The 13,750-nt window shown below is 59.4% G+C and carries 17 protein-coding genes; all 17 read left to right on the forward strand.

Annotated elements, in window-relative coordinates; translation table 11 throughout:
* Position 1: 1 nt before the first annotated feature.
* The 17 genes from livM to ureG all read left to right on the forward strand — a co-directional run bounded on the left by livM (position 2) and on the right by ureG (position 13,722).
* Positions 2–1,426, forward strand: a complete 1,425-nt coding sequence (gene livM / locus ACYJRZ_RS00910) for a high-affinity branched-chain amino acid ABC transporter permease LivM (protein ID WP_459455189.1) — start codon at positions 2–4, stop codon at positions 1,424–1,426.
* Entirely contained in the window at positions 1,426–2,298 is an 873-nt protein-coding gene (locus ACYJRZ_RS00915) for an ABC transporter ATP-binding protein (protein ID WP_459455191.1), read from the forward strand. The genes livM and ACYJRZ_RS00915 overlap by 1 nt, the downstream gene beginning before the upstream one ends.
* A complete protein-coding gene (locus ACYJRZ_RS00920) occupies positions 2,298–3,026 on the forward strand; it encodes an ABC transporter ATP-binding protein (RefSeq protein ID WP_459455193.1) in 729 nt (242 codons plus the stop codon). Before ACYJRZ_RS00915 ends, ACYJRZ_RS00920 begins: the two co-directional genes overlap by 1 nt.
* 24 nt (positions 3,027–3,050) lie before the next feature.
* Positions 3,051–3,404, forward strand: a complete 354-nt coding sequence (locus ACYJRZ_RS00925) for a DUF6867 family protein (RefSeq protein ID WP_459455195.1) — start codon at positions 3,051–3,053, stop codon at positions 3,402–3,404.
* Between the two features lie 184 nt (positions 3,405–3,588).
* Complete coding sequence (locus ACYJRZ_RS00930; RefSeq protein WP_459455197.1) at positions 3,589–4,710, forward strand: branched-chain amino acid ABC transporter substrate-binding protein; 1,122 nt, start codon at positions 3,589–3,591, stop codon at positions 4,708–4,710.
* A 145-nt stretch (positions 4,711–4,855) separates the two neighbouring features.
* Complete coding sequence (locus tag ACYJRZ_RS00935; protein ID WP_459455198.1) at positions 4,856–5,824, forward strand: 2-hydroxyacid dehydrogenase; 969 nt, start codon at positions 4,856–4,858, stop codon at positions 5,822–5,824.
* 218 nt (positions 5,825–6,042) lie between these two features.
* Entirely contained in the window at positions 6,043–6,864 is an 822-nt protein-coding gene (locus tag ACYJRZ_RS00940) for an urease accessory protein UreD (protein WP_459455200.1), read from the forward strand.
* A 31-nt stretch (positions 6,865–6,895) separates the two neighbouring features.
* Entirely contained in the window at positions 6,896–7,198 is a 303-nt protein-coding gene (locus ACYJRZ_RS00945; RefSeq protein WP_015340839.1) for an urease subunit gamma, read from the forward strand.
* A gap of 7 nt (positions 7,199–7,205) precedes the next feature.
* Positions 7,206–7,460, forward strand: a complete 255-nt coding sequence (locus ACYJRZ_RS00950; RefSeq protein WP_459455202.1) for a DUF1272 domain-containing protein — start codon at positions 7,206–7,208, stop codon at positions 7,458–7,460.
* 10 nt (positions 7,461–7,470) lie between these two features.
* Positions 7,471–7,776 (forward strand): urease subunit beta, encoded by a 306-nt coding sequence (locus ACYJRZ_RS00955; RefSeq protein ID WP_459455204.1) that lies wholly within the window; start codon positions 7,471–7,473, stop codon positions 7,774–7,776.
* A 15-nt stretch (positions 7,777–7,791) separates the two neighbouring features.
* A complete protein-coding gene (locus ACYJRZ_RS00960; protein ID WP_459455206.1) occupies positions 7,792–8,226 on the forward strand; it encodes a lysozyme inhibitor LprI family protein in 435 nt (144 codons plus the stop codon).
* Positions 8,227–8,243: 17 nt separating this feature from the next.
* On the forward strand, positions 8,244–8,867 hold the full coding sequence (locus ACYJRZ_RS00965) for a Urease operon accessory protein (protein ID WP_459456892.1): 624 nt from the start codon (positions 8,244–8,246) through the stop codon (positions 8,865–8,867).
* 3 nt (positions 8,868–8,870) lie between these two features.
* A complete protein-coding gene (gene ureC / locus ACYJRZ_RS00970; RefSeq protein ID WP_459455208.1) occupies positions 8,871–10,583 on the forward strand; it encodes an urease subunit alpha in 1,713 nt (570 codons plus the stop codon).
* Between the two features lie 273 nt (positions 10,584–10,856).
* Entirely contained in the window at positions 10,857–11,717 is an 861-nt protein-coding gene (locus ACYJRZ_RS00975) for a GGDEF domain-containing protein (protein ID WP_459455209.1), read from the forward strand.
* Positions 11,718–11,795: 78 nt separating this feature from the next.
* Positions 11,796–12,311 (forward strand): urease accessory protein UreE, encoded by a 516-nt coding sequence (ureE, locus tag ACYJRZ_RS00980; protein WP_459455211.1) that lies wholly within the window; start codon positions 11,796–11,798, stop codon positions 12,309–12,311.
* Positions 12,312–12,317: 6 nt separating this feature from the next.
* Entirely contained in the window at positions 12,318–13,004 is a 687-nt protein-coding gene (locus ACYJRZ_RS00985) for an urease accessory protein UreF (protein WP_459455213.1), read from the forward strand.
* Between the two features lie 106 nt (positions 13,005–13,110).
* On the forward strand, positions 13,111–13,722 hold the full coding sequence (gene ureG, locus ACYJRZ_RS00990; protein ID WP_459455215.1) for an urease accessory protein UreG: 612 nt from the start codon (positions 13,111–13,113) through the stop codon (positions 13,720–13,722).
* Positions 13,723–13,750: the final 28 nt, after the last annotated feature.

The raw sequence follows: 13,750 nt of genomic DNA on the forward strand, positions 1-13,750 counted from the left end.
CATGGCAAATTCAAACTTCGTTGCAGGCAAGACCGCACCCGGCCTTGTCCAGAAGGGGATTACGGACGCCCTCTGGACAGCTGTCATATCCTTCGGCATGTTCGTCCTTTATATCGGTCTCAAGACCGATCAGAATATGGACAACAAGCTGATCATCGTGCAGCGCTGGGGTCTTCTGGCGATCATCGTCGCGATCGCTACCGTCGGCCGCTTCATCATGACGGTCTTCGTCCAGCCTTATCTGGCAGCACGAAAGGCAGCCAAGGCCAAGGTCGTGCAGGTAGAAGGCGAACAAAGTTTCGTCTCCAAGCATTTCAACAAGATCGCCCTTGTGTTTCTGCTGATCTATCCGATAGCGGCGGTGGCAATCCTCGGCCCGCAAGGGGCGCTGACCTATGTTGACAATTTCGGCATCCAGATCCTCATCTATGTGATGCTTGCCTGGGGTCTGAACATCGTCGTCGGCCTCGCCGGTCTGCTCGACCTGGGATATGTCGCCTTCTATGCGGTCGGCGCCTATTCCTATGCACTGTTGTCGATGCATTTCGGCTTGTCCTTCTGGCTGCTTCTGCCGATTTCGGGCCTTCTGGCGGCGCTTTGGGGGATGGTCCTGGGCTTTCCGGTGCTGCGCCTCAGGGGTGATTACCTGGCGATCGTGACACTTGCCTTCGGTGAAATTATCCGCATCGTGCTGACCAACTGGACGGATGTGACGCAGGGAAGCTTCGGCATCTCCAACATCACAAAGGCATCGCTTTTTGGCCTCTATACCTTCGATATGAAGGACCCGCACAACTTCGTCCGCAGTTTCGGTCTGCCGATCTCGTCGGCCTGGTACAAGGTTTTCCTGTTCTACGTGATCCTGCTGCTCTGCATGTTGACCGCCTATGTCACCATCAGGCTGCGCCGCATGCCGATCGGACGTGCGTGGGAAGCGTTGCGTGAGGATGAAATCGCCTGCCGTTCCCTTGGCATCAATACGGTGACGACGAAGCTGACGGCTTTTGCCACCGGTGCCATGTTTGGCGGCTTTGCCGGCTCCTTCTTCGCGGCGCGTCAAGGCTTCGTCTCGCCGGAGTCCTTCGTGTTCCTCGAATCCGCTGTGATCCTTGCTATTGTCGTTCTCGGCGGCATGGGGTCGCTGAAGGGTATCGCGATTGCCGCGATCGCGATGGTCGGCGGCACCGAATTGCTGCGCAACATGAGCTTCCTCAAGACCGGGCTGGTCTTTGGTGATACGACGATCATTCCCGGTTTCGGTCCCGACTTCACACCCGAACTCTACCGCATGCTGATCTTCGGCCTCGCTATGGTGGTCGTTATGATCTTCAAGCCACGCGGCTTTGTCGGCACGCGCGAGCCGACCGCCTTTCTCAAAGAGCGAAAAGCGGTCTCAGGCAGCTTTACCAAGGAGGGCCACGGCTGATGAACGCTGTGACCGCAAACCCCAGCGACGTCCTCTTGAAAGTCGACCACCTGTCGATGAAATTCGGCGGCCTGATGGCGATCAACGACTTTTCGTTCGAGGCCAAGCGCGGCGATATCACCGCGCTGATCGGGCCTAACGGCGCTGGCAAGACCACCGTGTTCAACTGCATCACCGGCTTCTACAAGCCGACGATGGGCATGCTTACGCTGCAGCAGAAGAGCGGCAAGGAATATCTCCTGGAACGGCTGCCGGATTTCCGGATCACGCGCGAGGCCAAGGTGGCGCGCACCTTCCAGAATATCCGTCTGTTTTCAGGCCTCACCGTGCTCGAAAACCTGCTGGTGGCGCAGCACAACAAGCTGATGCGCGCCTCCGGCTATACGATCCTTGGCCTGCTGGGCATCGGTCCCTATCGTTCCGAGGCCAAGAATGCGATCGAACTTGCGCGTTTCTGGCTCGAAAAGGCCGATCTCATCGATCGCGCCGACGATCCGGCCGGCGATCTTCCTTACGGCGCGCAACGCCGCCTGGAAATCGCACGCGCGATGTGCACGGGTCCAGAGCTGCTTTGCCTGGACGAGCCGGCCGCCGGTCTCAACCCTCGCGAATCCCTGGTTCTCAACGAATTCCTGCGGAGTATCCGCAAGGATACCGGCACGTCCATCTTGCTGATCGAGCACGATATGTCCGTGGTCATGGAAATTTCCGACCATGTCATCGTACTCGAATATGGGCAGAAGATTGCCGATGGCACGCCGGATGAGGTCAAGAACGATCCTCGCGTGATCGCTGCCTATCTGGGCGTTGAGGATGAGGAAGTGGAAGAGGTGATTGCCGAAGTCGAACACCTCCAGGAAGGTGAACATTGATGACGGGGCAGCCACTTCTCAAAGTTGCGGGTGTGGAAACCTATTATGGCAATATCCGCGCCCTTGCCGGGGTCGACATCGAAGTAAACCGTGGCGAGATCGTCAGCCTGATCGGCGCCAACGGCGCCGGCAAGTCGACGCTGATGATGACAATATGCGGCAGTCCGCAGGCACGCAACGGCTCGGTTACTTTCGACGGCCAGGATATTACGCGCATGCCGACGCACGAGATCGCGCGGCTTCGCATCGCGCAATCGCCGGAGGGGCGGCGCATCTTTCCCCGTATGACCGTCTATGAAAACCTGCAGATGGGTGCGAGCCTCGACAAGCTCAAATACTTCAATGAGGATGTCGAGAAGATCTTCACGCTCTTCCCGCGCCTGAAGGAGCGCCAGTCGCAGCGCGGCGGCACACTTTCCGGCGGGGAGCAGCAGATGCTGTCGATCGGTCGCGCACTGATGGCACGCCCGAAACTGCTGCTGCTGGACGAGCCCTCACTTGGCTTGGCACCGCTGATCGTCAAGGGCATCTTCGAAGCGATCAAGGTTCTGAACCAGACCCAAGGGCTCACCGTGTTCCTCGTCGAACAGAATGCCTTTGCGGCGCTGAAGCTTTCCGACCGCGCCTATGTGATGGTCAACGGCCGGGTGACGATGAGCGGTTCGGGCAAGGACTTGCTCGCTAATCCGGAAGTGCGCGCCGCCTATCTCGAAGGCGGACATCATTGAGTTTCATTTCGCGGAGAATTTGAGATGCAGGGACTTCTCTTCGACAGCGATACCGGCGGCCGCATGGTTATCCGCGCCGTTATCGTCATCCTGGGTTTCTGGACCGCGTGGCGCGCAGGCCGCGCTGTCGCTTCCAGCTGGGAAACCTATCCGCTCGTGGTCATCTACAGCTTTCTGATCGGCCTTGGTCTGCAGTTTCTGCACCATGCGCTGTTCAACGGCCTGGTATTTGACGTCACCATCTACATTATCGATGTCGTGCTTCTGCTTGTTTTTGCAACTGCGGGATATCGGTATCGGCGTACCGATCAGATGGTGAATAACTACTACTGGCTTTATGAAAAGACCTCGGCCTTTTCTTGGAAGAAGAAGAATTGACACCGGCCCTAAACTAGGCACAGTCTGCGTACAACCAAGAGCGTCACCCAGCCCACAAAAACAGACGGGAACGGGCTGGGTCATGCTTCCAGAGTTCGGAATGAAAGCGTTACCGGCGTGATGATTGGTGGGTATCGCGCAGGGCACATTAAACGGAACCCGCTCAAAAATTGGGAGTAATAATATGAAGAAGTATCTTCTGTCGGCGGTGGCTTTGTCGGCGATGATCGCTTTCGGTGGCGTTGCGAAGGCCGACATCATTGTTGGCGTTGGCGGTCCGTTGACGGGCCCGAATGCTGCGTTTGGCGCGCAGCTTCAGAAGGGTGCGGAACAGGCAGCAGCTGACATCAATGCTGCAGGCGGCATCAATGGGGAAAAGATCAAGATCGAACTCGGCGACGACGTCTCCGACGCCAAGCAGGGTGTTTCGGTCGCCAACAAGTTCGTTGCTGACGGCGTGAAGTTCGTCGTCGGTCACTTCAACTCGGGCGTTTCCATTCCGGCTTCGGAAGTGTACGCTGAAAACGGCATCCTGCAGATCACCCCCGCTTCGACGAACCCGAAGTTCACCGAACGCGGCCTCTGGAACACGTTCCGTACTTGCGGCCGTGACGACCAGCAGGGCGAAGTTGCCGGCAAGTACATCGCCGACAATTTCAAGGGCGCCAAGGTTGCCGTCGTTCACGACAAGACCCCGTACGGTCAGGGCCTAGCCGACGAAACCAAGAAGAACCTCAACGCCGCCGGCGTGACGGAAGTTCTTTATGAAGGCATCACGCCCGGCGACAAGGACTACTCGGCCCTGATCGCGAAGATGAAGCAGGCTGGCGTCGACTTCGTCTACTATGGCGGTCTGCATACGGAAGCTGGCCTCATCATGCGCCAAATGGCCGACCAGGGCGTGAAGGCTCACTTCATGTCGGGTGACGGTATCGTCTCGAACGAGCTGGCATCGATCGCCGGCGACGCCGTCGACGGCACGCTGATGACCTTCGCGCCGGATCCGCGCAAGAACCCGGCTTCCAAGGATCTGGTCGCCAAGTTCCGCGCTGCAGGCTACGAGCCGGAAGGCTACACGCTCTACTCCTACTCGGCTCTGCAGGTTATCGCCGCAGCCGCCAAGGCTGCCGGTTCCAACGATCCGATGGCAGTTGCCGATGCGCTGAAGGCAAAGGGTCCGTTCAAGACCGCTATCGGCGACCTGGGCTTCAATGCCAAGGGCGACATCACCCGTCCGGACTATGTCATGTACAAGTGGTCCAAGGGTTCCGACGGCAAGTACAACTACGACGAAATTTCGAAGTAAACTTTTCGATGCCGGTTTCCGGCATTAGCAAGATCTGGGAAGCCCGGCCATGCGCCGGGCTTTTTTATGCCCGCAATATCGGTTCGCCATTTCCTTCATGTCGGGTCTGTTTTAGATCTTCCCATATCGGCAGGAGGATGACAGCATGAGCAAACCCCGTATTCTCGTGACCCGGCGCTGGCCGTCGGCGGTCGAGGCGGTGCTTTCGGAGCGTTTCGACACCACTTTGAACAGGGATGACGCAGCACTCGATGCGGGGCAGTTGCGCGAGGCGCTGCTCACCTATGACGCCGTCCTGCCGACCGTTTCCGACAAGCTTCCCGCCGCGCTTTTCGAGGGAGCGATCCGCTCAAAGATCGTCGGTAATTTCGGTGTCGGCTTCAACCACATCGATATCGCTGCTGCAAAGCAGAAGGGCGTAGTGGTCACCAACACGCCCGGTGTGCTGACCGATTGCACGGCTGATATCGCCATGCTCCTGCTTCTTTCAGTCGCGCGACGGGGCGGCGAAGGCGAGCGCGAGGTCAGGGCCGGTGCCTGGACCGGCTGGCGGCCGACGCATCTCGTTGGCACCAAAGTGACGGGTAAGACCGTCGGCATCATCGGCTTTGGCCGCATCGGCCGCGCCTTCGCGCAGCGCTGCCATTTCGGCTTCGGCATGGATGTCGTCTTCTATAATCGTTCCGCCGTCGATCCGATGGAGGCAGCTCGCTATGGTGCTGTCCAGTTACAAACCGTAGAAGATGTTCTGGAAGTCTCGGATTTCGTCTCGCTGCACTGCCCAGGCGGCGCCGAGAACCGCCATCTGATGAACGCGGCCCGTTTCGGGGCCATGAAGCCCGGCTCTTTTCTGATAAACACCGCAAGGGGCGATGTTGTCGACGAGGCGGCGCTGATATCGGCATTGGAGCAGGGAACGATCCGCGGTGCCGGTCTCGACGTTTACGAGGCTGAACCGCATATTCCCGAGCGGTTGAGAGCGATGGACAATGTCGTGCTTTTCCCGCATCTCGGCAGCGCGACGGAGGAGACACGCACGGCCATGGGGATGAAGGTGGTGGACAATATCACCGCCTTCTTTGCCGGACGCGAGCCACCGGATCGTGTGGTCTAGGCTGACATGCCTGGCCTCCAGCGGCGGCGACGAAGCCGATCTGTTTAAGATGGAGGTACTTGCCTTTCTTTTGGGCGCTTGATGAAAAATCTAGCTCTTATGACTGCTAGAGCGCCGATATCGCGCTGCATCTGATAAGGCACAGGAATTGCTTGCATTTATTCCTTGCCGGGCTTCAATGGCCGGGCTTTGGCATGATGTGATGTGTGGAGAGGCTGATGGCAATGATGGCGGCGGGCACGAGACCGCAGAGGGCGCGGGGTCGCGGCCATCTTGCGGCGAAGTCGCTTGGCGGCCGCACGCGCCTTTCCGAGCTCTTCCAGGAAGGGGCAGCAAAGATCCGGCTGCCGGAAACGTTCGATCATTCGATGGAGGCCGTCATTATCAATACGGCCGGCGGCCTGACCGGCGGCGACCGGATGGATTGGAGCATTTCCGCCGCGCCGGGTACACGCATCGATGTGACGACGCAGGCCTGCGAAAAAATCTACAAGGCTTCGGCCGGAACGGCAGAGGTCGAAACCTCCATCAAGGTTGGCCGCGGCGCCCGGGTCGATTGGCTGCCGCAGGAGACTATCCTGTTCGACCGCGCCTCGCTTTCGCGTGCGTTGAATGTGGAGCTCGACGATGCGGCCGAATTCCTCGCGGTCGAGGCGATCCTGCTTGGGCGTAAAGCCATGGGCGAGGCGATGGAGCAGGGGCTCTTTCGGGATCGCTGGCGTATTCGCCGTTGCGGGCGGCTGGTCCATGCCGAGGAGTTGCAGTTGAATGGCGACGTGGCAGCATTAACGGCGAAGATGGCCGTGCTTGACGGTCAGGTCGCCTTCGCGACTTTGCTTTATGTCGGCCCTCTGGCCGAGACCTATCTCGGCCGTATCAGGCCGCTCCTCGAAACCCATATGGGAGGCGCCAGCCACTGGGGCGAAAAGCTCATCGTGCGGCTCGCCGCCGCCGATGGCTTCGCGCTCAGAAAAATCCTCATCCCGATCATTTCCGCCTTGCGCGACGGGGCGCCTGTGCCGAAAGTCTGGAATCTGTAAATTGAGCAAACAGCAATCACATAGGTAGGCGATGAACCTCACTCCGAGAGAAAAAGACAAGCTGCTGATTTCGATGGCGGCGATGGTGGCGCGGCGGCGGCTGGAGCGCGGCGTCAAGCTCAATCATCCCGAAGCCATTGCGCTGATTACCGATTTCGTGGTCGAAGGCGCACGCGACGGCCGCCCAGTCGCTGAATTGATGGAAACCGGCGCCCATGTCATCACGCGCGATCAGGTGATGGAAGGTGTTGCCGAGATGATCCATGACGTTCAGGTCGAAGCGACGTTCCCCGACGGCACCAAGCTTGTGACCGTCCACGAACCCATCAGGTGAGGTTGCGATGCTGGAGCTGAGGCCCAATTGCGAATGCTGCGACAGGGATCTGCCGCCTGACAGCCGGGAGGCGATGATCTGCACGTTCGAGTGCACCTTCTGTGTTGAGTGCGCCGATATTGTGTTGGGCGGCGCCTGTCCGAATTGCGGCGGCGACTTCGCGCAGCGCCCTATCCGTCCGGCAGCCTTGCTCGTCAAATATCCTGCTTCCACGAAGCGTGTTCTGAAAGCAGAGGGATGCGCGCCCGTCCGCGCCGCATGAGGAGAGAACCATGATCCCAGGTGAAGTTATTGCCGCAAGCGGCGACATCGAACTCAATGCCGGAGCGCCGACCGTGACGCTTGAGGTTTCCAACACCGGGGACCGGCCGGTCCAGGTTGGCAGCCATTATCATTTTGGCGAAACCAATGCCGGACTTTCCTTCGACCGCGACAAGGCAAGGGGAATGCGGCTCGATATTCCAGCCGGCACTGCCGTGCGCTTCGAGCCGGGCCAGACACGCTCGGTCACCCTGATCCCGCTGTCGGGCAAGCGCGAGGTCTACGGCTTCCGTCAGCAGGTCATGGGCAAGCTCTAGTTCTTGGAGATGTCGATGAGATTGCCTGCGCCCGCTGCCGTAGCTCTTGTTGCAGCCCTGATCTGCGGCTCTGCCTTTGGGCAGAACAATCCGGACGAGCCGAAGATCGATTGTGCCAAAGCCGAGGCGCAGACGGATCTCAATATCTGCGCCGCTCTCGACTTCGACACGGCCGACAAGGCGTTGAACGCGCAATACAAGAAGACGCGTGCTGCAATGGTGGCCATAGACGCGGATCTCGACAACGACATGAAGGGCGCCGAAAAGGCACTGGTAAAGGCGCAGCGAGCCTGGGTGGATTATCGTGACGGTGAATGCGAGGCGCAAGGGTTTCAAGCCCGCGGCGGCTCGATGGAGCCGATGCTCGTTTCCGGCTGCAAGGCGGACCTGACCAAGAAACGGACCAAGGAATTGAAGGATCTCGCGGATGGACCGGAGGGTGGTCAGTGAACCCCAGGCGCCAGGTGATGATCGTCGGTAACGGTGAGATTGCGGCCGGTGGAGCCGTCGTCATCGACGCCGCCGATCTCGTGATCCGTTTCAACGATTGCCGATCGATGGGGACCGGCGGCAGCCGGACCGACGTCGTTGCCGTGTGCAACACAGGCCGGCCTGCGCGTGCCATGCTCGGCTCGGCGGAGTGGCGTAAGAGCCCTGCGGTTGCCGCCGCATCGGAAATCTGGAGCGTGCGTGATCCAGGCAAATTCGCCGAGCTGCGCGCGCCTCTGGCGATCTCGCATCCTGAGCTTGATGATTTTTGCGACGATTATACCGATCAGTTCACTGCCTTCTGCCAGGCCACGGGCAAGCGGCATGTGGTGATAGACCGGGACGTTCATGAAGGCGTCGATACGGCGTTGGCGGATTACGATCCCGGCTCCTACGTTGTACCGAGCAGCGGCATGATCGTGATCGCCGAAGCAATGGCACGCCATCCCGACGACGATATTGCCATTACCGGCTTCAGCCACACGGGCTGGGAGGAACATCCTTTTGCCGCCGAGAAACGGCTTGTGGATACCTATGTTTCCCTCGGCCGCCTCAGGCGCCTTGCCGCCACGAACCACATCTCTGCCTCCCAAGGAGACTGACTTATGCCCTACAAGATTTCCCGTGCCGCCTATGCCAACATGTTCGGACCGACCGTTGGCGACAAGGTTCGTTTGGCAGACACCGAATTGTTCATTGAAGTGGAGAAGGATTTCACCACCTATGGCGAGGAGGTGAAGTTCGGCGGCGGTAAAGTCATCCGTGACGGCATGGGACAGAGCCAGGTGACGCGGGCTGGCGGAGCTGTCGATACCGTGATTACCAATGCGCTGATCCTTGATCACTGGGGGATCGCGAAAGCGGATGTCGGGTTGAAGGACGGCCGTATCGTCGCGATCGGCAAGGCCGGCAATCCGGATACCCAGCCCAATGTCAATATCATCGTCGGCCCCGGCACGGAGGCGATTGCGGGCGAGGGGAAGATCCTCACCCCCGGCGGCATGGACAGCCATATTCATTTCATCTGCCCGCAGCAGATCGAGGAAGCCCTGATGTCGGGCGTCACCACTATGCTTGGCGGCGGCACCGGGCCTGCGCACGGAACGCTGGCAACGACCTGCACGCCAGGACCGTGGCATCTGGCACGGATGATCGAATCCTTCGATGCCTTTCCGATGAATATCGGCCTTTCGGCCAAGGGCAATGCCTCCGTTCCCGCCGCCTTGGAGGAAATGGTGCTTGGCGGAGCCTGTGCGCTCAAGCTGCATGAGGATTGGGGCACCACGCCGGCGGCGATCGACTGCTGCCTCAGCGTTGCCGACGAATACGATGTGCAGGTGATGATCCACACGGATACGTTGAATGAAAGCGGCTTCGTGGAGGATACGATCGGTGCCATCAAGGGGCGCACCATCCACGCATTCCACACGGAAGGCGCGGGCGGCGGCCATGCGCCCGATATCATCAAGATCTGCGGGCAGTCGAACGTCATCCCGTCTTCGACCAATCCGACGCGGCCCTATACGGTTAATACGATTGCCGAGCATCTGGACATGCTGATGGTCTGTCATCACCTGTCGCCGTCGATTCCCGAGGACATTGCTTTCGCGGAGAGCCGCATCCGCAAGGAGACGATCGCCGCCGAGGATATTCTCCACGATATCGGCGCCTTCTCGATCATCTCCTCCGACAGCCAGGCCATGGGCCGCGTCGGCGAAGTGGCGATCCGCACCTGGCAGACCGCCGACAAGATGAAGCGCCAGCGCGGCCGCCTGGCGCAGGAGATCGGCGACAACGATAATTTCCGCGCGAAGCGCTACATTGCCAAATATACGATCAATCCGGCGATCGCGCATGGCGTCAGCCATGAAGTCGGCTCGATCGAGGTCGGCAAGCGCGCCGATCTGGTACTCTGGAACCCGGCTTTCTTTGGCGTGAAGCCGGAGATGGTGCTGATCGGCGGTTCGATCGCCGCAGCACCCATGGGCGACCCGAATGCCTCCATTCCGACGCCGCAGCCGATGCACTACCGGCCGATGTTTGGCGCCTATGGCAAGAATCGCACGAATTCGTCGGTGACGTTTGTTTCCCAGGCAGCGTTCGACGCGGGGCTTGCCGGCAAGCTCGGTATCGCCAAAAAGCTGCTGCCCGTCCGGAACACGCGAGGCGGCATTTCCAAGGCATCGATGATCCACAACAGCTTGACGCCGCACATCGAAGTTGATCCGGAAACTTATGAAGTGCGCGCCGATGGCGAGCTTCTGACCTGCGAGCCGGCAACTGTGCTGCCGATGGCGCAGCGCTATTTCCTTTTCTGAGGATATTTCGGACGGCTATCAATGGCAGATATGAAAGCCCCGGTTTCCCGGGGTTTCCTTATGCGGCCTACAGGGCACAGCAATATCAATGACATGACGTGGTGGCGCTGCCATCGCGCATTTCCTTCGGCAAACTGGATTTTGCGGCGGTAGCCTCCCGGTTGTTCACAACTTGGGAAATGCACCGCATTTTAATTATTCCATTAAAGACCTGGAAGCGTCTTCACCCCTAACTCACATGATTGAAACAGTGGGCTGAGGAAGGTGAATCGCATGAAGCAATGGATTTCGCTGCAGGCCGAACTCTGTAACTTTCAGCAGCGACGTGCGATTTTTATTTTCGCGCTTAAGATGAGTTTCGTTGCGGTCATCATGTCGCTTGCCATTATCTTGATGCTGATTTTGGTGATGCAATGGCTTGATCTTCTGCCATTGCCGATCTTCGAGGCGATGAGTTTTGGCGTTTTTCTGGCATGGATCATCGGGGGCACCGTGTCCGGCGCGCTTGCGGTGCTGGCAGGCTTTTCCATCCACAGGCTTGCGGTCTCTCGTGCCGAATTCGAGCGGTTGAGCCGCACCGACATGTTGTCCGGCCTACTCAACCGCCGTGCTTTCACCGAGGCGTTGGATACGGTTGCAGACGGCGCTTCGCTGGCTATCTTCGATCTCGACCGTTTCAAGGCAATCAACGATCGTTTCGGGCATGCATCCGGTGATGCGGTGATCGTTGCGGTGTCGCGGCTATTTTCCAATGCTTTCACCGGAGATGACGTGATTGCACGGCTTGGCGGTGAGGAGTTCGGCGTCATCATCCATGGCGGCGATCCGGCCGAGCGGATCGCGCGCGTGGAGGAGATCAAGGAACAGATCGCCGAACAGTCGATCGCCGTTGACGGGGGATCGGTAAAGGTCACCATTTCAGCCGGGATTGCAGACATCGGCGGGGATCGCAAGACGGAGGCAGTCTACGCCGCCGCCGATAAGGCGCTTTATCTTGCCAAGACACTTGGTCGTAACCGTGTCATGCACGAGCGCGAGCGTCTATCGCAGGTCTGGCATCGCTGCGCCACGGAGCAGGAACAGGAAGCAACGACAGATGTCAGGGAACTGCAACGCTATGTGCAACAAATGTGACGCTTCCACACGTCATTGATGCTTGCGCGGGCGGCGACAATTTTGCATGGTCGGACAAAGTATTGAACTGGAACAGTCATGCTACGCGTCACTTCCTACCTGCCGGCCGGCACCCCTTCCTCCAATCCGATCGATCGTGTCGTCCTGCCGCATGATCTCAGGCATCTGCGCCGCAAGCTCCTGCATCTTGAAAATGGCGAAATGGTCATGCTCGACCTCAAGGAGCCGGTGCTGTTTGCCAGCGGCGATCTGCTGGTGCGCGAAGACGGCGAGTTGATCGAGATCGTCGCCGCCGACGAAAAGCTTTTTGAGATCCGCCCGCGCGATCGCAGGCATCTGATCGAGCTTGCCTGGCATCTCGGCAACCGGCATCTTTCCGCGCAGATCGAGGAGGAGCGTATCCTGATCCTACGCGATCACGTGATCCGGTCCATGCTCGAGGGGCTGGGGGCGGTCGTGACCGAGGTCAGCGAGCCCTTCCAGCCGGCGCGCGGCGCGTATCACGCCCATGGAGGCCATTCGCATGGCCACGACCATCATCATAATCACCAGCATGACCACGGACACGATCATCACAACCATTCGCACGATTGAACCGTGATGACCAATACTGCGGCTTCGGATGACGGCGATCTGCAGGCGCTTCTGCGGCTGATGGCATGGCTCTCGCCGGCGTTTCCTGTGGGATCATTCGCCTATTCCGGCGGTCTAGAGCGTGCGGTGCATGATGGCCTAGTGCGCGATAGTACCGGCCTCAGCGATTGGATTTCTACACTCATCGAGCATGGTTCCGCGTGGAACGATGCGGTGCTGCTGGTCGAGGCGCATCGGGCTGACGTGGATGGGCCGCGGCTTGCGGCCGTTGCAGAGCTTGCCGAGGCGCTCGCCGGCTCGAAGGAGCGGCACAACGAGACCATGCTGCTTGGAGATGCCTTTCTCTCGGCGGCGGCCGCCTGGCCGCATGCGATCTTTTCCATGCTGCCGGCAAGGACGGCCTATCCGGTTGCGATTGGCGCCGTCGCAGGTGCGCATGGCATTGCCGCCGAGAAGGCGGTTGCCGCCTTCCTGCATGCGCTGGCCTCGCAGATGGTATCAGCCGGCATTCGCCTTGGCGTGAGCGGCCAGAAAGATGGTGTTGCTATTCTGGCGCGGCTGGAAAGCCTCTTTGCAGATGTTGCGCGCCGCGCCGCCCAATCCAGCCTCGACGATCTTGGCGCTGCTGCGGTACAGGCCGATATTGCGAGCCTGCGGCACGAAACCCAAAGCACGCGGCTCTTTCGGTCATAATGAACGTCACCAGGAAAATACTGAAATTGAGGCATCGCCTACGTCATTCGCCGCTGTGCGGCCGCCCGACGCTTAGCTATGCTATTACTTTATCGGAGTTGCGAGCATGAAATCGAGACATGGACCATTGCGTGTCGGGATCGGCGGCCCGGTCGGTTCGGGTAAGACGGCGCTGACGGAGAAACTGTGCAAGGCGATGCGCGAGGACTATTCCGTCGCCGTCGTTACCAACGACATCTATACGACCGAGGATGCGGAAGCGCTGGTGCGTATGCAGGCGCTGCCATCTGACCGTATCGTCGGCGTCGAAACGGGCGGCTGCCCGCACACGGCGATCCGCGAGGATGCGACGATCAATCTGCAAGCCATCGCCAGCTTGAACGAGCGCCTCCCCGACCTTGATGTCGTCTTCATCGAATCCGGCGGTGACAATCTGGCCGCAACCTTTTCGCCCGATCTTGCCGATATCACCATCTATGTGATCTCGGTATGCCAGGGTGAGGAAATCCCGCGCAAGGGTGGCCCCGGCATCACCAAATCGGACCTTCTCGTCATCAACAAGAAGGATCTGGCGCCCTTCGTCGAGGTGGATCTTGATGTGATGGATCGCGATGCGACCCGGATGCGGCAGGCTCGCCCCTTCGTGTTTTCCGACATGAAGCGTGGTGACGGCGTCAGCAAAATCGTCGATTTCCTGAAGGAACAGGGCGGCCTTTGAGCCGCCCCGTCCTTGTTTCCGATATCCA

It is taken from the genome of Rhizobium sp. No.120, from assembly GCF_054558365.1.